Origin of the sequence: Pseudomonas fulva NBRC 16637 = DSM 17717 (genome assembly GCF_000730565.1) — a bacterium.
GTDB classification, from domain to species: domain Bacteria; phylum Pseudomonadota; class Gammaproteobacteria; order Pseudomonadales; family Pseudomonadaceae; genus Aquipseudomonas; species Aquipseudomonas fulva.
Map to the genome: position 1 here is coordinate 234,920 of NZ_BBIQ01000003.1, position 18,666 is coordinate 253,585.

The following is an 18,666-nucleotide window of genomic DNA, read 5'->3' on the forward strand; positions in this document are numbered from 1 at the left end:
GGAAGAACGTGATCGATGGGATAGAGACAGGCGCTTGGCCACGGCTGTTCGTTTGCGTCCATGAACGAATCGTCATGCGCGCTGCCCCGTGCCTGACGCTGCCCTGAAACCCATGTGTGCGTCCTGGGTCATCTGCCGCCGGCAGGCCACGGCACGCGCGCGCCCGGCAGAACTGTTCCGCCACCGGCCGGTCTGTATGCCATCGTGATTGCCCTGGGAGCGCGCCTGGTTATTCAGGCGCTTCAGGATGATGAAATCGCACGCGTCTACTAAGGATGAATGGAATGGCTGGCAGCAGTTTTTTTGCGTTGTTGGATGACATCGCGGCCCTGTTGGATGACATCTCGTTGATGACCAAGGTCGCGGCCAAGAAGTCGGCCAGCGTACTGAGCGATGACTTGGCCGTTAACGCCGAGCAAGTAACAGGCATGAAGGCCGATCGCGAACTGCCGGTGGTATGGGCCGTATTCAAAGGCTCTCTGAAGAACAAGGCCATCCTGGTGCCGTGCGCCCTGATCCTTAGTGCGGTGCTGCCGGCGGCGGTCAAATGGCTGCTCATGGCCGGCGGCCTGTACCTGTGCTACGAGGGCTTCGAGGCGATCAAGGACAAGTTTTCCCGCAGCGAGCATGGCGCGAAGGGGCAAGGGAAAAAAGCGCTTCCCAAGACCCCCGAGGAACTGGCCGCGTATGAAAAACGCAAGGTCAAAGGGGCGATCAAGACCGACTTCATCCTGAGCGCGGAAATCATCGTCATTACCCTCAACGTGGTGGCTGAGGCCCCGCTGTACCAGCAGATTCTGACCTTGGTCTTGATCGCCTTGGTGATGACGATTGGCGTGTACGGGCTGGTCGCTGGCATCGTGCGGCTGGACGACGCAGGGTTCGCCCTGGCGAAATCCAAAGCCCAGGGTATGTGGGGTCGCGCGGTCAGAAAGCTGGGTGAAGTGCTGGTGTCGGCCGCGCCTTTCCTGATGAAGGCGCTGTCCTGGATCGGCACGGTCGCGATGTTTCTGGTCGGCGGTACATTCATTGCTGAAGGCATTGCGCCACTTGAGCACGTCATCGAAGGCTGGGTTGCGCACAGCGGAAGCTGGGAAGCAGTGGCCAAGCTCGTCGTGTTCGGGGTTGTCGGGGCTGTCGCTGGCGGCTTGACGGCGCTGGTGGTCGGCGGTTTCTCTTGGGTTCGCGCACGCGCTACGGGCTGAGCGACAACGCTTGGGCAAAGGGGCCGCCAGGCGGCCCCGTCATCATGCCGTGATCAGAACAGCACCTTGACCAGGAAGCTCATGGTGTTCTGGTCAGTGGTGAAGGCGCCGGAATCCTTGATGCCGTACTTGTTCTTCCAGTAGTCGTATTCCACACCCACGTACAGCTGCTTCTCGCCCAGGTGCATGGCTTTGCCCAGGTCATACTTGATCTGCGGGTTGAAGTGCAAGTTGGCGTGGTAGGTGCCACGGCGGTTTTCATCGTTGTCCACCACCCAGTCCATGAAGCCATCGATCAACACGTCGGAGGCGCCGACCGGAATGGTGTAGGCCCACACCGGGGTGATCTGCCAGACATTGTCGCCAGGGCGGCTGCCGTCGGTGGTGCGCTGGTAGAAGTTCAGCTGGAAGTAGTCGAAGCCTGGGATGTCCAGGTCGAAGCCGGGGCCGATCAGGTAGGCTTCGGTGTCGCCCTCGCCAAACTCGTAGGTCATGGCCAGCAGCACGTCCTTGACCGGCCCGAAGGACAGCTTCTGATCGAAGATCTTGTTGAACGACAGCCGCGGGCTGATCTCGCCGTAGTAGGTGTTGGGGCCGTTGCCGGCGTCCTTCTGGCCTTGGTAGAAGATCTTGTCGACGAACAGGAAGTTATCGCCGTACTTCCAGCCGTCGGCGTGCTCGAAGGTCAGGGTCTGTTGGGTCGACGGGTTGACCTTGAAGTTCTTGCCCCACAGGTAGGTCAGGCTGTTGCTCTGCCACTGCAGCAGGTCGCCGGCGAAGGTGGTGCCACAGGCCAGCAGGCCGCCGGCGAGGATCAGGCTGTTGATGGTACGCATTGCGGATGTCGCTCCCTTGGTTGATCTGTTGTCAGCGCTCGGTGTTGGCGCTTTTTCTGTCTTTGTAGTCAGCTTTTTTCGATGGGCCACAGCTGTCTGGCAAGGGTTGAGCCAACTTCTTCCCGGTTGGCGAAACCGTCCTGCTCGACGTCGTTCTGAACGGATGAAAAGGGTCTTTCAGGCTGGCAACACGTTGGCCAACCGCCCGAATTCATTGACTGAGCGGTCAGTAAACGCAGGCAGAATCCGTCCTGCCCTGATCGAGGGGGCGCGCAGATTACTGGCTTGCGCGCCTGGCCTCAAGTGCTCCGTCATGGAGCACGGTGGAGCAAACCTGTGCATGTGGTCAGGTTGTCAGAAGTGTACCTTGATCAAGGCACTGGCCACGCTCTGATTGCTGTCCAGGGCGCCCCGGCTGTCGATGCCGTATTTGTCTTTCCAGTAGCTGTACTCCAAGCCCACGTACAGCTGCTTGTCGCCCAGGCTCAGCGCCTTGCCCAGGTCGTATTTCACCTGCGGGTTGAAGTGCAGGTTGGCGTGATAGGTGCCCCGTCGGTTCTGGTCGTTGTCGGTCACCCAGTCCATGTAGCCGTCTATCAGAATGTCGGATTTGCCCAGTGGCACGGTGTAGGACCAGGCGGGCGTGATTTGCCATACGTTGTCGCCGGGGCGGCTGCCCTCGGTATTGCGCACGTAGAAATTGAGCACGAAGTAATTGAAGCCTGGCACATCCAGGTCGAAGCCTGGGCCGATCAGGTAGGCTTCATTGTCACCTTCGCCACGCTCGTAGGTCATGGCCAGCAGCACGTCCTTGACCGGACCGAACGCAAGCTTGCGGTCGAGGATCTTGCCCAGCGAGAAGCGAGGGCTGAACTCGCCGTAGTAGGTGGTCACCCCTTTGCCGGGGTCGGCCTTGCCGTTGTAGAAAATCTTGTCGACAAACAGGAACGTGTCGCCGTATTTCCACTTGTTGGCGTGCTCGAAGGTAAGCGTCTGCTGAATGCCAGGGTTGATCTTGAAATCCTTGCCGTACAGGTAGGTCAGGCTCTCGCCGTGCCATTGCAGCCATTGGCCGGCCTGGCTCGGTACGCTGGCAAGCAGGCTGGTGCCTAGCAAAAAGGCGGTGGGGATGTGGTTCATGTGACAGCTCCCGGATGTTGTTCTTGTGGGTTGTCAGGCGCGTGCGCGCCCCGGGCGGCCCACGCGCAGTGGGCCGACGGCACAGCAGTGATTCAGGCGTGAAGCATGGGCGGCCAGGGCGCCGCCCGTTGGCTCAGTGGGGGTGGCAGGGCGCGTTGTGCGCTGCGCGGTCCGCGCCGCCGAGGATGTTGAACAGCACGTTGAGCACCAGCGCACTGACCGTGGCCATGGCGATGCCGCTGTGGGTGATGGGCTCCATCCACTGGGGCATCTGGGCGAAGAACTCCGGCCGTACCACCGGGATCAGACCGAAACCGACGCTGACCGCAACCAGCAACTGATTGCGCCGATCGCCGATGTCCGCTTCCTGGAGGATCTTGATGCCCGTGGCAGTGACCATGCCGAACATGGCAATGGACGCGCCGCCCAGCACCGCTGGCGGGATCGAGGCGATCAGGTAGGCCGCCTTGGGCAGCAAGCTGAGCACCACCAGCAAGCCGCCGGCCACCACCGTGACGAAACGGCAGCGTACGCCGGTCATCTGCACCAGGCCGATGTTCTGGGCGAACGAGGAATGGGTGAAGGTGTTGAAAAAGCCTGCGATGAAAGAGGCGCCTGCGTCGCACAGCAGCCCCCGGCGCAGCATGCCTGGGGTGACTTCACGGTCGGTGACCTTGCCCAGGGCCAGGAACATGCCCGTGGATTCGACGAAAATGATCACCACCACCAGGCACATCGACAGGATCGGGGCCAGGCTGAAGGTGGGCATGCCAAAGTGCAGCGGCGTGACCACCTGCAGCCAGGGGGTAGCCCCCAGGCCCGAGAGGTCGACCATGCCGATCGACCCCGCCAGCAGGTAACCCAGGCCCATCCCCACCAGCACCGACACGTTGACCCAGAAGCCCCGCATGAAACGGTTGATCAGCAGAATCACTGCCAGCACCAGGCCGGCGACCAGCAGATAGATCGGTGAGCCGAAGGTGGTCGCTTGCTGGCCGCCTCCGGCCCAGTTCACCGCCACGGGGAACAGCGACAGGCCAATGGACGTGATCACCGTGCCGGTCACCAGCGGCGGGAAGAACCTCACCACCTTGGACATGAAGGGCGCGACCAGCATGCCGAAGAAGCCTGCGGCAATGGTGGCCCCGAAGATGCCCTGCAGGCCCACGCCGGGCATGCCGGCCATGGCCACCATGCTGCCGACGGCGGCAAAGCTGGCCCCCATCATCACGGGCATGCGAATACCCACAGGGCCGATGCCCAGCGACTGCACCAGGGTGGCGACGCCGGCGACCAGCAGGTCGGCGTTGATCAGAAAGGCAACTTCTTCGCGGGACAGGCCTGCAGCCTGGCCGATGATCAGCGGTACCGCGATGGCGCCGCCATACATCAGAAGCACATGTTGCAGGCCAACCAGAAAGAGCTGGAACAGGGGCAGGGGCTGTCGCGGCGGCGCTACCGGAATAGACGCCTTGGATGACTCGGACATGCAGCACCTCGAGTTTTGTTTTTATTCTCGGATCCAAGCGGCGGGCGAGCCCAGGCTTCAAATGGCGGTCTTCAACCTGAAGATCGCCTTGTTTGAAGTCTGTGCCAGCGCCTGCGCTCGATGCTTGCGTACGACGTTATGCGGTGTAGCCAATTACGCTCAGTTGACCGGCGCGCCCTTGGCGATCCAGTCGCCTACCAGCTTGCGCTCCTCGGTGGTCATCTGCGTGATGTTGCCCAGCGGCATGATCTGGCTGGCAACCGCTTGCGCCTGGATGCGCGCGGCCTGGGCCTGGATCTGTTGCGGTGTGTCGAACATCACGCCACCTGGAGCGGCGCTGAACAGTGGGCTGGTCGGTTTCGAGGAGTGGCACACGGTGCAGCGTTCCTGGATCACGTGATGGATCTTCTCGAAGCTGTCACCGCCGGCCTGCGCCGTCGCCTCGGCCGGCACCGCCGGTTCGGCGGGCTTGGCCGCGTCTTCGGCGCGGCGCTCGGCGGCCGTTTTGCCGCCCACGGCTGTGGCTGGCAATGGCTGGTATTCGATCTTGGCAGCGGCCTGTTCCGGGCTGACCGGCATTGGCTTGGGACCGGTGACATAGGCCAGGCAGATCATGGCCAGGGCACCGACCGGCAGCGTCCAGGCGTACTTGTTGCTGTCGTGACGGGTGTTGAAGTAGTGACGGATCAACACCGCCGCCACTGCGATCCCCGCCAGGATCAGCCAGTTGTACTGGCTGCCGTAGGTGCTGGGGAAGTGGTTGCTGATCATGATGAACAGCACCGGCAGCGTGAAGTAGTTGTTGTGGCGTGACCGCAGCAGGCCCTTGGCCGGCAAGACCGGGTCCGGGGTCTGGTTGTTCTCGATGGCAGCCACCAGCTGGCGCTGGGCCGGCATGATGATACGGAACACGTTGCCGACCATGATGGTGCCGATGATCGCGCCCGTGTGCAGGTAGGCGCCGCGGCCACTGAACACCAGGCTGAAGCCCCAGCAGGCGGCAATGATCAGCACGAACAGCACCGCACCGAGCAGGGCAGGGCGCTTGCCCAGGGGCGAGTCGCACAGGAAATCGTAGACGAACCAGCCCACGACCAGCGACCCGATACCGATCGCCACGCCCTCGGCGCCACTGAGGGTGCTACCCGGTGCCAGCAGGTACAAGGTGGGGTTCCAGTAGAACACCACGCACAGCAGGGCAATGCCGGACATCCAGGTGAAGTAGGCTTCCCATTTGAACCAGTGCAGGTTCTCGGGCATTTTCGGCGGGGCGAGCTTGTATTTTTCCAGGTGGTAGATACCACCGCCATGGATGGCCCAGAGGTCACCTGACAACCCATCGCGCGGGTTGCTTCGATTCAGGTGGTTCTCCAGCCAGACAAAGTAGAACGATGCACCGATCCAGGCCACGCCGGTGATCATGTGAACCCAGCGAATGCTCAGGTTCAGCCACTCGTGAAGGTGTGCTTCCACAGTATGTACCTCTTGCCGGTCACAGGCGCGGGCAGTGCCCTGGCATGACCGACCTTTTCTTATTGGTGGGGGTTGAGGATCAGCATCTGTTCCTCGCTGAAGTAATGCTCATCGCAGTTGTTGCCAGAACCACTGCGATCAACCACCAGGAAGTCATCCCGCTTTTCGATCGTCAGCACCGGGTGGTGCCAGACGCCGCGATGGTAATTGACGCCCTGCCTGCCGTTGCTGCGGAAGGCGCGGACCAAGCCTGATACAGGTGCATCGCCAAGTGGCGCGACCACGATCAGAAAGGGGTTGCCGAGCAGCGGAATGAAAGCCTGGCTGCCCAGCGGATGGCGTTCGAGCATGCGCACGGTCAGCGGCATTTCCAGCGCGTCGGCGCGGAAAATACTGATGATCGCCTTGTCTTCAGGCTCGGCGGTCTCGACCGTGGCGAGCTTGTGAAAGCGCATGGTCGAGCCGTTGTTGATCATGAAGTGGTCGCTGCCATCGGTTTCGATCACGTCACCGAAAGGGGCGAAGGCTTCTTTGGTCAGGGGCTCGATCATCAGGGTGCGCATGCGGTTATCTCTTCTATTGTGCGTTGTTCTGTAAAGAATCGTCGGTCGCTTACAGCTGTTGCAGGCGGAACAGGGCGATCTGGTTGATCTGCTTGAGCGCCTCGGCGAACTCGGCCTTCGCATCGTTGTGGATGCGCTGTTCGAACGAGGCCAGGATCTGGTGCCGGTCGCTGCCCTTGACGGCCATGATGAACGGGAACTGGAACTTGGCCTTGTACGCCTCGTTGAGCGAGGTGAAGCGCGCGAATTCCTCGGCGGTGCATTGGTGAATACCGGCCCCGGCCTGTTCGTTGGTGCTCGAGGCGGTCAGTTCACCCTGGACGGCAGCCTTGCCGGCCAGGTCCGGGTGGGCGTTGATCAAGGCCAGTTGGTCGGCGTGAGGTGCGCTCAGCAGGATGTCGCTCATGCGCTGGTGCAGCGCGTGCACGTTGTCCAGTTCGTCCAATTGGCCGAGGTCGTAGGCCTTCTCGGCAACCCAGGGCGAGTGCTCGTAGATGTCGGCGAAGGCGTGAACGAACGCGTCACGGTCAAGGGTGGACGGCTTGAGGGTCTTGAAGGTGGTCATCAGACGGTCTCTTTCTGGTACGGGTGGGTGGCTTGCCAGTGGCGGGCAATGTCGACACGGCGGGCGAACCATACCTGCTCGTGGCTTTTGGCGTAGTCGACGAAACGCTTGAGCGCTGCCAGGCGTGCCGGCCGGCCGACCAGGCGGCAGTGCAGGCCGATGGAGAGCATCTTCGGCGCCTCGGCGCCTTCGGCGTACAGTACGTCGAAGGCGTCCTTGAGGTACTGGTAGAACTGCTCGCCACAGTTGAAGCCCTGGACCTGGGTGAAGCGCATGTCATTGGTGTCCAGGGTGTAAGGGATGACCAGGTGCGGCTTGCCGGTGGGATTGTTCGGCTCCCAGTAGGGCAAGTCGTCGTCATAGGTGTCGCTGTCGTAGAGAAAGCCGCCTTCTTCCATGACTAGCCGACGGGTGTTGGGGCCGGTGCGGCCGGTGTACCAGCCCAGCGGGCGTTCGCCAGTGATTTCGGTCAGGATGCGGATGGCTTCGAGCATGTGCTCGCGCTCCTGGGCCTCGTCCATGTACTGGTAGTCGATCCAGCGGTAGCCGTGGCTGCAGATTTCATGACCAGCCTGGACCATGGCGCGGATGACGTCGGGGTGGCGCTGGGCGGCCATGGCCACGGCGAAGATGGTCAAGGGGATCCCGCTGTCCTTGAACAGCTTGAGCAGGCGCCATACGCCTGCGCGGCTACCGTATTCATAGAGCGACTCCATGCTCTGGTTGCGCACGCCCTGCAACGGCTGGGCCGCGACCATCTCGGAGAGGAAGGCTTCGGATTCCTTGTCACCATGCAGGATGTTGCGCTCGCCGCCTTCTTCGTAGTTGAGCACGAACGACAGCGCAATGCGGGCGTTGCCTGGCCAGTGCGGGTGAGGAGGGTTATTGCCGTAACCGATCATGTCGCGAGGGTAGTCAGCGCTCACTGCAGTCTTCCTTCTTGTACGTGTGGGCAGGGTGGCGGGCCGCGTCGCTGTGTCGCACCACCGGATGCAATGATTGTATACAACTTATGAATTCTTTTGTAAGTCCGAATTTCCGCATTTATGACCAGGTGTCGCGTCTGGATACCTTGCAAGAAACCTGCCCACTTGGTCAGCTAAGCAAGGCGAAGACGCAGTGTCCCGCTTAATTCACGCTGGTGCCATGGCCCACAAGGGCATCGGCTTGGAAAGCAAAAAAATTGTGTACAATTTACGTTGCGAATGTCTTAATTGCGTTCATCCAAGGCGCACGCTGCCCCGATTCGGGTCACTGCCGTGCGTACTTGCCCCTGGCAAACACGAGGCGACAAGCAGATGGGACGTTTGACCACTCACGTACTGGACGCAGCCCATGGCTGCCCAGGCAGCGCAATCAACGTGGAGTTGTACCGTGTCGAAGGCAGCCAGCTGACGCTGGTCACCACGGCGCTCACTAACAGCGATGGCCGCGTCGATTCGCCATTGTTGCAAGGCGATGACTACCGTTCCGGTGTTTACCAGCTGCAGTTCAGTGCCGGTGACTACTACCGCGGGCGTGGCGTGGCGCTGCCTGAACAGCCGTTCCTGGATGTGGTGGTATTGCGCTTTGGCATCGATGCGCAGCAGGAGCACTACCATGTGCCGCTGCTGATCTCGCCTTACAGTTATTCGACCTATCGTGGAAGCTAGTTGGTCGCTAGAAGAATCTTCGTAGGTCCTTGCCCGCTCTCACACTGGCGGGCTTTTTTTCGCCTAGACCTTGGTGTTTTCCAGACGGATGTCCTGTTGGGTATGCGCCAGCGACTTGCCGGTCTTGAGCAAGGCCTGATCTTCCACGCCTGAGACCAACGCACCCAGCAGGTTGAAGCCCATACCGACTATGCGCTGGGCTCCTTGCTCCTTGCTCCTTGATCCATTCCATGCTGGCCGCTAAATGCGCAGAGGTGTTGGAAATGCTCCCGCGTTGGGTGCGCTGGGCGATGACGATATAGGCCTGCGCGTGCTCGCTGCTCAGGGAAGTATCACCATGGCTGGCCAGGCGGCTGTTCACGGCGTGCAGCTTTTTTGTGAAAGGGGTAACGGTCGGGAGCCTCGTCGTGTACTCATTGATCAAGGCCCTGCCTCCACTAAAGCTGTGTTCGGGCTGTGGGTTTGCAAAGAGCGACTTTCGGGTGAGATCCCAGCTTTCGCCCGCGACCTTCTTGCTCGAAATTAACGACTCCTTGATTCTGCTGGACAGACCAGCCGCTCGACCTGACGGATCGGCCAGATTTACCGGATCACCCAGGCAGTAGGTGTATGCATTGAGCCCACCTTGAGCAAATGGGCTCAGGTGATCGGGGCTATGCAACCTCATCAGTGTCGGGCTGAAGACCCTGTGGCCGTTGCCGAGTGGGTACAGGCCGAAGATCGGATCACTGAACTCGCCGTTGAAGCCCAGTGGACTCGTGGATGTTGGGCTACTGCCATACGGGGTATAGGTCAGGGCGGCGAATATGGATGTGTGCATCGGCATACCTGCGCTAAGGACGTCCAGTTGTATCAAGCGGCCATGCGGCTTGCACCTGGCAAAAATCCCAGGTTGGTCGGCTTGCAGGCGGTTATGACAAAAGGGCGCCTGAACGCCCTTGGTCGCGGAGAAAGATTCAGAGGAAGACGAACTTGGCAATGAAGATCGCGCACAGTACCCACAAGCTGGCGGAGATCTCCTTGTACTTACCCGTACCGGCCTTCAATGCCACGTAGCTGATGAAACCCAGCGCAATGCCATCGGCCACCGAGAACGTCAGTGGCATCATGATTACGGTGACGATCGCCGGAATGCTGTCGGTCGCCTCGTCCCAATTGATGTGCGCCATGCTGCCCATCATCAGCATCGCGACATAGATCAAGGCACCTGCGGTGGCATAGGCCGGGATCATGCCGGCCAGCGGTGCGAAGAACATGGCGGCGATGAACAGCACGCCCACTACCACCGCCGTCAGGCCGGTGCGACCCCCGGCGGCCACCCCCGCTGCGCTTTCCACATAGCTGGTGACCGGCGGCACGCCGACCACGGCGCCAAACACGCTCGACGCACTGTCGGCCTTGAGGGCCCTGGACAGGTTCTCGATACGGCCGTCGGGGGCCACCAGGTTCGCCCGCTGTGCCACGCCCATCAGCGTGCCGGCGGTGTCGAACATGTGCACGAACAGAAACGCCAGGACTACGCTGATCATGCTGACGTTGAACACGCCCGCCACGTCCATGGCCATCCAGGTCGGTGCCAGGCTGGGCGGCATCGACACCACGCCACCGAAGTTCACCAGCCCTAGGCCCCAGCCCGCCAGCGTCACGCCGATGATGCTGATCAGGATCGCCCCGAATACCCGCTTGTAGCTGAGGATGGCGATCAGCAGGAAGCACACCGCCGCCAACAGCGGGCCTGGTTCATGCAGCGAACCGAGCTTGATCAGGGTGGCGGGGCTGTCGACGATGATGCCTGCTGTCTTCAGGCCGATCAGGCCGAGGAACAGGCCCACACCGGCGCCCATGGCATGGCGCAGGCTGACGGGGATGCTGTTGAGCAGCCACTCGCGCACCTTGGACAGCGTCAGGAACATGAACAGCACGCCGGAGATGAAGACCGCGCCCAGCGCCGTTTCCCAGTTGTAGCCCATGGTGCCGACCACGGTGTAGGTGAAGAACGCATTGAGGCCCATGCCGGGGGCCAGGCCCACCGGCCAGTTGGCATACAACCCCATGAGCAGACAGCCGAGGGCGGCGGCGATGCAGGTAGCCACGAAGGCGGCGCCATGATCGATGCCGGCATCGGCCATGATGTTGGGGTTGACGAAAATGATGTAGGCCATGGTGATGAAGGTGGTCACCCCGGCGATCAGCTCGGTCTTGACGGTACTGCCGTGTTGCCTGAGTTTGAAAATGCGCTCCAGCCAACCCGTGGCGGGCGGTGAGGCGATGTCCAGCGTAGGGACTTCGGTTTTGCGGCTTTCCACAGCGAGTACTCCTCAAGTCTTTCTTGTTGTTATGGAGCCCGTGGTCCTGAGCAATGCACTTGGCGGCTCCGCGAGGGCGGCAACTGTCCAGCGGCTTGCAATGTCGCTGGATATTGTTGACCGTAAGGTCAGGAAGTTGCCTAAGCGATTATGCTTTTGTGTACAAAGAAAGCAAATACTGTTTTATGTTTTGTATGCCGGGTGTGGTGAACAATCGCTATATGCGTTAAAGCGCGCCTGCAGAAACGGCTCAGCCTGTGTACAATGACGCCATACTTTCCTTCGTGCCTCGAGAGCCCATGAACGAACAGCTGCAACCCCTGAAAAAACCCGCGCGTACCGGCAAGGCCGGCCGCAGTGGTACCCAGGACGACATTGTCTATGCGCACATCTTCGAGGCCATCCTGGAGCAACGTCTGGCGCCGGGCACCAAGCTCAGCGAAGAGGCGCTGGGCGAGATTTTCGGCGTCAGCCGCACCATCATTCGTCGGGCCCTGTCACGGCTGGCTCATGAGAGCGTGGTGCTGCTGCGGCCCAACCGAGGTGCCGTGGTCGCCAGCCCAACCGTGGAGGAGGCGCGCCAGGTGTTCTTCTCGCGGCGCATGGTCGAGCGCGCCATCACCGAGCTTGCCGTGGAGCACGCCACGGCCGAGCAGTTGGCCGAGCTTAGGCAGATGGTCCGCGAAGAGCGCGACAGCTTTTCTCGAGGGGATCGCGGTGCCGGTATCCGGTTGTCCGGCGAGTTTCACCTCAAGCTCGCCGAAGCGGCCGGTAATGCGCCACTGGTCAGCTTCCAGCGCAGCCTGGTATCGCAGACGTCGCTGATCATCGCCCAGTACGAAAGCGGCAACCGTTCCCATTGCTCGTACGACGAACACCTGCAACTGATCGATGCTATCGAAGCGCGTGACGCCGCCCAGGCCGTCAGCCTGATGATGCATCACATGGACCACATCGACAGCAAGCTGAACCTGGACGAGGAGAGTGCCTCGGACGATCTGCACGCAGTGTTCTCCCATCTGCTGAAAAAGCCCAAGGTCGCGGTCAAGAACTGACCGCTCGCCTGGGCTCGCATCAAGCGCGAACCTTATCCTTCGCGCTGATGCACGCAACGGCCGGCCGCATAGGTTTCACGAACCGTGCGGTCGTCGCCCAGGGTGGTCAACACGAACAACGTCTCCTCGATGCTTCTGGACTGCTGCAGGCGATAGTCCAGCAAAGGCGTTGCCTTGTAGTCCAGCACCACGAAGTCCGCGTCATTGCCCGGGCGCAGGCTGCCAATCCGGTCATCCAGGCGCAGCGCACGCGCACCGCCCAGGGTCGCCAGGTAGAGCGACTTGTAGGGGTGCAGGCGTGCACCTTGCAGTTGCATCACCTTGTACGCCTCATTGAGCGTGTTGAGCAGCGAGAAGCTGGTGCCGGCGCCTACGTCGGTGCCCAGGCCGACATTGACCTTGAAACGCTCCGCCTGGGGCAGGTTGAACAGCCCGCTGCCCAGGAACAGGTTGGAGGTGGGGCAGAACGCGATCGCCGAGCCCGTTTCTGCCAAGCGCTGGCATTCTTCGTCGCACAGGTGCACGCCATGGGCGAATACCGAGCGCTCGCCCAGCAGTTCGAAGTGGTCGTACACATCCAGGTAGCCTTTCTGTTCGGGGAACAGCGACTTGACCCAGTCGATTTCCTGAAGGTTCTCCGACAGGTGCGTGTGCAGGTAGACGCCTGGGTGTTCCTTGAGCAGTTGGCCGGCCCGTGCCAACTGCTCAGGCGTGCTAGTCGGTGCGAAACGCGGGGTGACGGCATAATGCAGACGACCCTTGCCATGCCAGCGCTCGATCAGCGCCTTGCTCTGAGCGTAACCGGACTCGGCGGTGTCGGTCAGGTAATCGGGGGCATTGCGGTCCATCATCACCTTGCCGGCGATCAGGCGCAGGTCCAGGCGCTCGGCTTCCTCGAACAAGGCATTGACCGATTCGGGGTGCACACTGCCGAACACCAGTGCGGTAGTGGTGCCGTTACGCAGCAGCTCCTTGAGAAAGATGTGCGCCACCTGGTCAGCATGGTCCTTATCGGCGAATTGCTTCTCGCAAGGGAAGGTGTAGGTGTTCAACCAGTCCAGCAACTGCTCACCGTAGGAACCGATCATGCCGGTCTGCGGGAAGTGGATGTGGGTGTCGATGAAACCTGGGGTGATCAATGCGTCCTGGTAGTGCTCTACCGGTATGTCGGCGTCCAGGGTCGGCAACAGGTCACTGGCATGGCCCACGGCCTGGATGCGTCCGCCGTCGATCACCAGCAGGCCGTCTTCGAAATACTCATGGGAAGCGTCCAGGCCGACCTCGGCCGGGTCGGCGATGCTGTGCAGGATGGCGGCTCGGTAGGCTTTGCGGGTAACGGTCATATCTCACTCGTCAAATGGCTTGGCTGCGCCGTGAAGGCGGCAGCAACTGGGCAATGGGGCCGGCGTTGGCGGCAGCATCGTGCTGGCCGAAGCGGGCGTTGTAGGTGGCGATGATTTCGCCGGCGATGGACACGGCGATTTCGATGGGCAGCTTGCCCTTGACCTCGGTCAGGCCCATCGGGCACCGCATGCGGGCCACCACGGCGGCATCGAACCCGCGCTCGCGCAGGCGATGCTCGAACTTGACCCGCTTGGTCTTCGAGCCGATCAGGCCGAACCAGGTGAAATCGTTGCGCTTGAGGATGGCAGCGGTCAGCTCCAGGTCGAGCTGATGGTTATGGGTCATGACGATGCAGTAGCAGCCCGGCGGCAGGTCTGCCACTTCGTCGACCGGCTCCTCGCTCACCACGCGCGTCACGCCAGCAGGGATCTGGGCAGGAAATTCCTGCTCGCGCGAATCGATCCAGCGCACCCGGCAGGGCAGCGCGGCGAGCAAGGGTACCAGAGCCCGGCCTACATGGCCCGCGCCGAATACCGCGATCTGCGCTTGCACGGCGGCCATGGGTTCGAACAACAGCACCGTCACGCCCCCGCAGCACTGGCCGAGGCTGGCGCCCAGGCTGAAGCGTTCCAGATGGGGGGTGCCGCGTTGCTCAAGGAGCATCTGCCGGGCGATATGCAGCGCCTTGTATTCCAGATGGCCGCCGCCGATGGTGTCGTATGAACCGCACGCGCTGACCACCATCTTCGAACCGGCATTGCGCGGGGTGGAGCCGCGCTCCTCGATGATGGTCACCAGTACGCAGGCCTCACCGCGGGCTTGATGTTCGGCCAGGGCGTTGATCCATTGGTGCATATGCAAGATCCTCCTGTGGATGCCAGTTCAGGCCTTCCTGCCGACTTGCCGGCAATGGGGCCCGAACAGGCAACGCACCTTCAATTGTTCACTGCGTCCAGTTCCTGCACCGCAGGTTGGACGGCAGCCGCCTTGCGCATTTGCTCGCAGCCCCACAACACCCGTTCTGGCGTGGCAGGGGCGTCTATGTTCGGCTGCACGCGGTAGTCGGCCAGGCTGGCCACCGCATCCTTGATCGCGCACCAGGCGGCAATTCCGAGCATGAACGGCGGCTCGCCCACCGCCTTGGAATGGAACACCGTGTCCTCTGGGTTCTTGCGGTTCTCCACCAGCTTGACCCGCATGTCCAGCGGCATGTCGGCCACCGCTGGGATCTTGTAGCTGGCCGGCCCATTGGTCACGAGTTTGCCCTTGGCGTTCCACACCAGCTCCTCGGTGGTGAGCCAGCCCATGCCCTGGATGAATCCGCCCTCGACTTGCCCGATGTCGATGGCCGGGTTCAGCGAGTCGCCCACATCGTGCAGGATGTCGGCACGCAACATCTTGTACTCGCCGGTCAGGGTGTCGACGATCACTTCCACGCAGGCCGCGCCGAAGGCGTAGTAGTAGAAGGGGCGGCCCCGTGCCTGGCTGCGGTCATAGAAGATCTTTGGTGTGCGGTAGAACCCGGTGCTCGACAGCGACACCTGACCGAAATAAGCCTGCTGCACCAACTGCTCGAAACTGACGATCTGGTCGCGCACACGCACGTGGCCATTACGGAACTCGACGTCTTCCTCGGTGACCTGGTAATGCCTGGCGGCAAACTCGGTCAAACGCTTCTTGAGAATCTCGGCGGCATGCTGGGCGGCCTTGCCGTTCAAGTCGGCCCCACTGGAAGCAGCGGTGGGGGAGGTGTTGGGCACCTTGTCGGTGTTGGTGGCGGTGATCTGGATCCGGTCGATATCCACCTGGAAGACCTGGGCCACCACCTGCGCCACCTTGGTGTTCAGGCCCTGGCCCATCTCAGTGCCACCGTGGTTCAGGTGAATACTGCCATCGGTGTAGATGTGGATCAGCGCCCCTGCCTGGTTGAGGAAGGTGGCGGTGAAGGAGATGCCGAACTTGACCGGGGTCAGCGCCAGGCCTTTTTTCAGGATCGGGCTGCCGGCATTGAAGCGACCGATGGCCGCTCGCCGTTCGGCGTAATCACTGCTGGCTTCAAGCTCGGCGGTCATTTCCTCGAGCATGTTGTGCTCGACGGTCTGGTAATAATGGGTAACGTTGCGCTCGTCCTTGCCGTAATAGTTGGCCTTGCGCACAGCCAGCGGGTCGCGGCCAAGGTATCGGGCGATATGGTCCATCACCTGCTCGATGGCGACCATGCCCTGCGGCCCGCCAAAGCCTCGGTAGGCCGTGTTCGACGCGGTGTTGGTCTTGCAGCGATGCCCGTGGACGGTGGCATCGCCCAGGTAGTAGGCGTTGTCGGAATGGAACATGGCGCGGTCGACGATCGAGCCGGACAGGTCTGGGGAATAGCCACAGTTGCCGGCCAGGTCCAGGTTGATGCCGTGCAGGCGACCCTGGTCGTCGAAGCCCACGTCGTACTCGACGTAGAAGGGGTGTCGCTTGCCGGTCATGGTCATGTCCTCGACCCGCGGCAAGCGCATCTTCGTCGGTTGCCCGGTCAGGCGGGCGATGACGGCGCACAGGCAGGCCGGGCTCGCGGCCTGGGTTTCCTTGCCGCCAAAGCCGCCGCCCATGCGGCGCATGTCCAGCACCACTTTGTTCATGGGCACATCAAGCACTTCGGCCACCAGTTTCTGCACCTCGGTGGGGTTCTGGGTGGAGCAGTAGACGATCATGCCGCCGTCCTCGGTGGGCATCACCGAGGAAATCTGTGTCTCAAGGTAGAAGTGTTCCTGGCCACCGATGTGCAGGGTGCCTTGCAGGCGATGCGGCGCGCTGGCCAGGGCCGCGGCGCTGTCACCGCGCTGGTGGGTGTGGCTGTCGAGCACGAAGTGCCGCTTGCGCAGCGCCTCGACCACATCGAGCACCGGTTCGAGGTCCTCGTATTCGATGATGGCTGCCATGGCGGCGCGGCGTGCGGTGTCCAGGTCACGTGCGGCCACGGCCAGGACCGGCTGGCCAAAGAACTCGACCTTGTCGATGGCCAGCAAGGGGTCGCCTGCCACCACCGGTCCAATGTCCTTGAGCCCGGGGATGTCCTCATGGGTAATCGCGATGCGTACCCCTTCGAAGGCATAGCAGGGCGTGGTGTCGATGCGCAGGATGCGCGCGTGGGCACGGTCTGCGGTGCGTGCGTAGACGTGCAACTGGTTGGGGAATTCCAGTCGGTCATCGATGTACAGCGCTTCGCCGGACACGTGCTTGTCGGCGCTGTCGTGCTTGACGCTGCGCCCGACCCCGGTGGTCAGGTCCTGGCGGAACAGGTCGGCCATTTCGGCCTGGCTTTTTGCCACATGATGATTAGACATAAGCGGTCACCCGGGTTTCGATGTGCGGCGTTTGCTGTTCGATGAAGTACTTGCGCAGCAGGTTCTGCGCGGTCAGCAGGCGGTACTGCTGGCTGGCGCGGAAGTCGCTGAGCGGGGTGAAGTCTTCGGCCAATGCCTGGCAGGCGCGCTCCACGCTGGCCTTGTTCCAGGGCTGGCCCAGTAACGCGGCCTCGCAGGCACGGGCGCGCTTGGGGATGGCGGCCATGCCGCCAAAGGCGATGCGTGCCCCGTTGACCACACCGTGCTCGATGCTCAGATTGAAGGCTGCGCACACCGCCGAAATATCATCGTCCAGGCGCTTGGAAACCTTGTAGGCGCGGAACGTCCAGTCGTGCCGGGCGAGGGGTACCAGGATCTTCTCGATGAACTCGCTGTCTTGCCGGGCGGTGATGCGGTAGTCGATGAAATAGGCTTCCAGCGGCATCGTGCGCTGGCGCTCGCCCTGGCGCAGGACCACCTGGGCATCCAGTGCGATCAACAAGGGCGGTGAGTCGCCGATGGGCGAAGCGTTGCCGATGTTGCCGCCCAGGGTGCCCTGGTTGCGGATTTGCAACGAAGCGAAGCGATGCAGCAGCGCGCCGAAGTCCGGGTACTGCGCATTCAACGCCTGGTAGCAGTCGGTCAGTGGGGTGGCAGCACCGATTTCTAGGTGGGTGGCGGTCTGCTCGATCCGCTTGAGCTCGGCCACATGCCCCACGTAGATCATCACCGGCAGGGTCTTGTGCATTTGCGTGACTTCCAGCGCCAGGTCGGTACCACCAGCCAGCAGCCTGGCTTCGGGGTGCGAGCTGTACAGCTCGGCCAGGTCGGCGACGGTCAGCGGGACCAGGCAACGTTTGTCGCCACTGTTCAGCTCGCCGGTCTGCGACGGTGCAATGGCCTTGAGGCGGGCGATGGTCTGCGCTTGCTGGGCATCGAACTGATCGTGGCAGGGCTGCCGGCAGCTCTGCCGGGCCGCGTCCAGGATGGGCCGGTAGCCCGTGCAGCGGCACAGGTTGCCCGCCAGTGCTTCCTGGGCCTGATGCACGTCGGCACCCTGACTGTTCTTTTGCAGGGCGAACAACGACATGACGAAACCTGGCGTGCAGAAACCGCATTGCGATCCATGGCAGTCCGCCATGGCTTGTTGCACGCTGTGCAGCTGGCCTTGGTGCTTGAGGTCTTCGACGCTGATCAGTTGCTTGCCGTGCAAACTGGACACGAACGTCAGGCAGGAATTGAGGCTGCGATAGCGCAAGGCATCGTTGCCGGCGTCGTCCTGAGTCAGTTCACCGATCACCACGGTGCATGCGCCACAGTCACCGCTGGCGCAGCCCTCTTTGGTGCCGGGTTTGCCCAACTGTTCGCGCAGGTACTGCAGCACGGTCATGTTCGGGTCCAGGGCGTGCTCGCTGCGCAGCTCCTGGTTGACGAGAAACTGGATCACGGGGATGGCCTCGCAATGGTTTTATTGTTGTTGGGCCGACTCTAAGCAACACCTGTCACGCGGGTCAATGTTTTTCTGACTCAAAGGTCAGGAAATTGCCCGGCGGCCGGCCCACCCTGGTTGATGGTGCTTACACCAAGCATAGATCGAGCCGACTCGGCAGCTGTCCGGGCGGTCAAATAAACCGCGATACACCGCTGCGCTTCCCAGGGGCAAGTAGGCTACAATCCGCCCCCTTGTGCCCCGTTCAGTGATTTGA

Annotated in this window: 15 protein-coding genes and 1 pseudogene; 3 read left to right on the forward strand and 13 right to left on the reverse strand. The window is 61.9% G+C overall.

The window, feature by feature from the left end; genetic code table 11:
* Positions 1–284: 284 nt before the first annotated feature.
* A complete protein-coding gene (locus PFU01S_RS05380) occupies positions 285–1,205 on the forward strand; it encodes a DUF808 domain-containing protein (protein ID WP_027915995.1) in 921 nt (306 codons plus the stop codon).
* 53 nt (positions 1,206–1,258) lie between these two features.
* On the opposite strand, the gene PFU01S_RS05385 is transcribed toward PFU01S_RS05380, so the two are convergent.
* The 7 genes from PFU01S_RS05385 to puuE all read right to left on the reverse strand — a co-directional run bounded on the left by PFU01S_RS05385 (position 1,259) and on the right by puuE (position 8,197).
* Positions 1,259–2,041, reverse strand: a complete 783-nt coding sequence (locus PFU01S_RS05385; protein ID WP_027915996.1) for an outer membrane protein OmpK — start codon at positions 2,039–2,041, stop codon at positions 1,259–1,261.
* 354 nt (positions 2,042–2,395) lie between these two features.
* Positions 2,396–3,181, reverse strand: a complete 786-nt coding sequence (locus PFU01S_RS05390; RefSeq protein ID WP_028687968.1) for an outer membrane protein OmpK — start codon at positions 3,179–3,181, stop codon at positions 2,396–2,398.
* A gap of 133 nt (positions 3,182–3,314) precedes the next feature.
* Positions 3,315–4,670, reverse strand: coding sequence for a nucleobase:cation symporter-2 family protein (locus PFU01S_RS05395; protein ID WP_023535929.1), 1,356 nt, complete (start codon positions 4,668–4,670; stop codon positions 3,315–3,317).
* Between the two features lie 159 nt (positions 4,671–4,829).
* Positions 4,830–6,143, reverse strand: coding sequence for a urate hydroxylase PuuD (locus PFU01S_RS05400; RefSeq protein WP_027915998.1), 1,314 nt, complete (start codon positions 6,141–6,143; stop codon positions 4,830–4,832).
* Between the two features lie 59 nt (positions 6,144–6,202).
* Positions 6,203–6,706, reverse strand: a complete 504-nt coding sequence (locus PFU01S_RS05405; RefSeq protein WP_023535901.1) for an ureidoglycolate lyase — start codon at positions 6,704–6,706, stop codon at positions 6,203–6,205.
* A 49-nt stretch (positions 6,707–6,755) separates the two neighbouring features.
* A complete protein-coding gene (gene uraD / locus PFU01S_RS05410; RefSeq protein ID WP_027915999.1) occupies positions 6,756–7,271 on the reverse strand; it encodes a 2-oxo-4-hydroxy-4-carboxy-5-ureidoimidazoline decarboxylase in 516 nt (171 codons plus the stop codon).
* Complete coding sequence (gene puuE, locus PFU01S_RS05415) at positions 7,271–8,197, reverse strand: allantoinase PuuE (RefSeq protein WP_027916000.1); 927 nt, start codon at positions 8,195–8,197, stop codon at positions 7,271–7,273. The genes uraD and puuE overlap by 1 nt, the downstream gene beginning before the upstream one ends.
* A gap of 372 nt (positions 8,198–8,569) precedes the next feature.
* On the opposite strand from puuE, the gene uraH reads away from it, so the two are divergent.
* Complete coding sequence (gene uraH / locus PFU01S_RS05420) at positions 8,570–8,923, forward strand: hydroxyisourate hydrolase (RefSeq protein WP_027916001.1); 354 nt, start codon at positions 8,570–8,572, stop codon at positions 8,921–8,923.
* A gap of 622 nt (positions 8,924–9,545) precedes the next feature.
* Here uraH and PFU01S_RS22575 read toward each other — a convergent pair.
* Together PFU01S_RS22575 and PFU01S_RS05425 are read right to left on the reverse strand one after the other, a co-directional pair.
* Positions 9,546–9,749: pseudogene (locus tag PFU01S_RS22575) on the reverse strand (RHS repeat-associated core domain-containing protein); the annotation flags it as partial.
* A 130-nt stretch (positions 9,750–9,879) separates the two neighbouring features.
* Positions 9,880–11,229, reverse strand: a complete 1,350-nt coding sequence (locus PFU01S_RS05425) for an NCS2 family permease (RefSeq protein ID WP_028687967.1) — start codon at positions 11,227–11,229, stop codon at positions 9,880–9,882.
* 299 nt (positions 11,230–11,528) lie between these two features.
* Here PFU01S_RS05425 and PFU01S_RS05430 point away from each other — a divergent pair, with 299 nt between their 5' ends.
* Entirely contained in the window at positions 11,529–12,284 is a 756-nt protein-coding gene (locus tag PFU01S_RS05430; RefSeq protein WP_027916003.1) for a GntR family transcriptional regulator, read from the forward strand.
* Between the two features lie 32 nt (positions 12,285–12,316).
* Here the strand turns inward: PFU01S_RS05430 and guaD are convergent, their stop codons facing one another.
* From guaD to xdhA, 4 genes are all read right to left on the reverse strand, one after another.
* Entirely contained in the window at positions 12,317–13,627 is a 1,311-nt protein-coding gene (gene guaD, locus PFU01S_RS05435) for a guanine deaminase (RefSeq protein WP_027916004.1), read from the reverse strand.
* A 10-nt stretch (positions 13,628–13,637) separates the two neighbouring features.
* Positions 13,638–14,483: a xanthine dehydrogenase accessory protein XdhC gene (gene xdhC, locus PFU01S_RS05440; RefSeq protein ID WP_027916005.1), complete on the reverse strand. Its 846-nt coding sequence runs from the start codon at positions 14,481–14,483 to the stop codon at positions 13,638–13,640.
* Between the two features lie 80 nt (positions 14,484–14,563).
* Complete coding sequence (gene xdhB / locus PFU01S_RS05445) at positions 14,564–16,960, reverse strand: xanthine dehydrogenase molybdopterin binding subunit (RefSeq protein ID WP_028687966.1); 2,397 nt, start codon at positions 16,958–16,960, stop codon at positions 14,564–14,566.
* On the reverse strand, positions 16,953–18,407 hold the full coding sequence (xdhA, locus tag PFU01S_RS05450; RefSeq protein ID WP_027916007.1) for a xanthine dehydrogenase small subunit: 1,455 nt from the start codon (positions 18,405–18,407) through the stop codon (positions 16,953–16,955). The genes xdhB and xdhA overlap by 8 nt, the downstream gene beginning before the upstream one ends.
* Positions 18,408–18,666 lie beyond the last annotated feature (259 nt).

Excerpts from the sequence above, each read along its gene's own strand:
- PFU01S_RS05380 (WP_027915995.1), top strand. The coding sequence starts at position 285 with ATGGCTGGCAGCAGTTTTTTTGCGTTGTTGGATGACATCGCGGCCCTG.
- PFU01S_RS05385 (WP_027915996.1), bottom strand. The coding sequence starts at position 2,041 with ATGCGTACCATCAACAGCCTGATCCTCGCCGGCGGCCTGCTGGCCTGT.
- PFU01S_RS05390 (WP_028687968.1), bottom strand. The coding sequence starts at position 3,181 with ATGAACCACATCCCCACCGCCTTTTTGCTAGGCACCAGCCTGCTTGCC.
- PFU01S_RS05395 (WP_023535929.1), bottom strand. The coding sequence starts at position 4,670 with ATGTCCGAGTCATCCAAGGCGTCTATTCCGGTAGCGCCGCCGCGACAG.
- PFU01S_RS05405 (WP_023535901.1), bottom strand. The coding sequence starts at position 6,706 with ATGCGCACCCTGATGATCGAGCCCCTGACCAAAGAAGCCTTCGCCCCT.
- uraD (WP_027915999.1), bottom strand. The coding sequence starts at position 7,271 with ATGACCACCTTCAAGACCCTCAAGCCGTCCACCCTTGACCGTGACGCG.
- uraH (WP_027916001.1), top strand. The coding sequence starts at position 8,570 with ATGGGACGTTTGACCACTCACGTACTGGACGCAGCCCATGGCTGCCCA.
- PFU01S_RS05430 (WP_027916003.1), top strand. The coding sequence starts at position 11,529 with ATGAACGAACAGCTGCAACCCCTGAAAAAACCCGCGCGTACCGGCAAG.
- guaD (WP_027916004.1), bottom strand. The coding sequence starts at position 13,627 with ATGACCGTTACCCGCAAAGCCTACCGAGCCGCCATCCTGCACAGCATC.
- xdhC (WP_027916005.1), bottom strand. The coding sequence starts at position 14,483 with ATGCACCAATGGATCAACGCCCTGGCCGAACATCAAGCCCGCGGTGAG.
- xdhB (WP_028687966.1), bottom strand. The coding sequence starts at position 16,960 with ATGTCTAATCATCATGTGGCAAAAAGCCAGGCCGAAATGGCCGACCTG.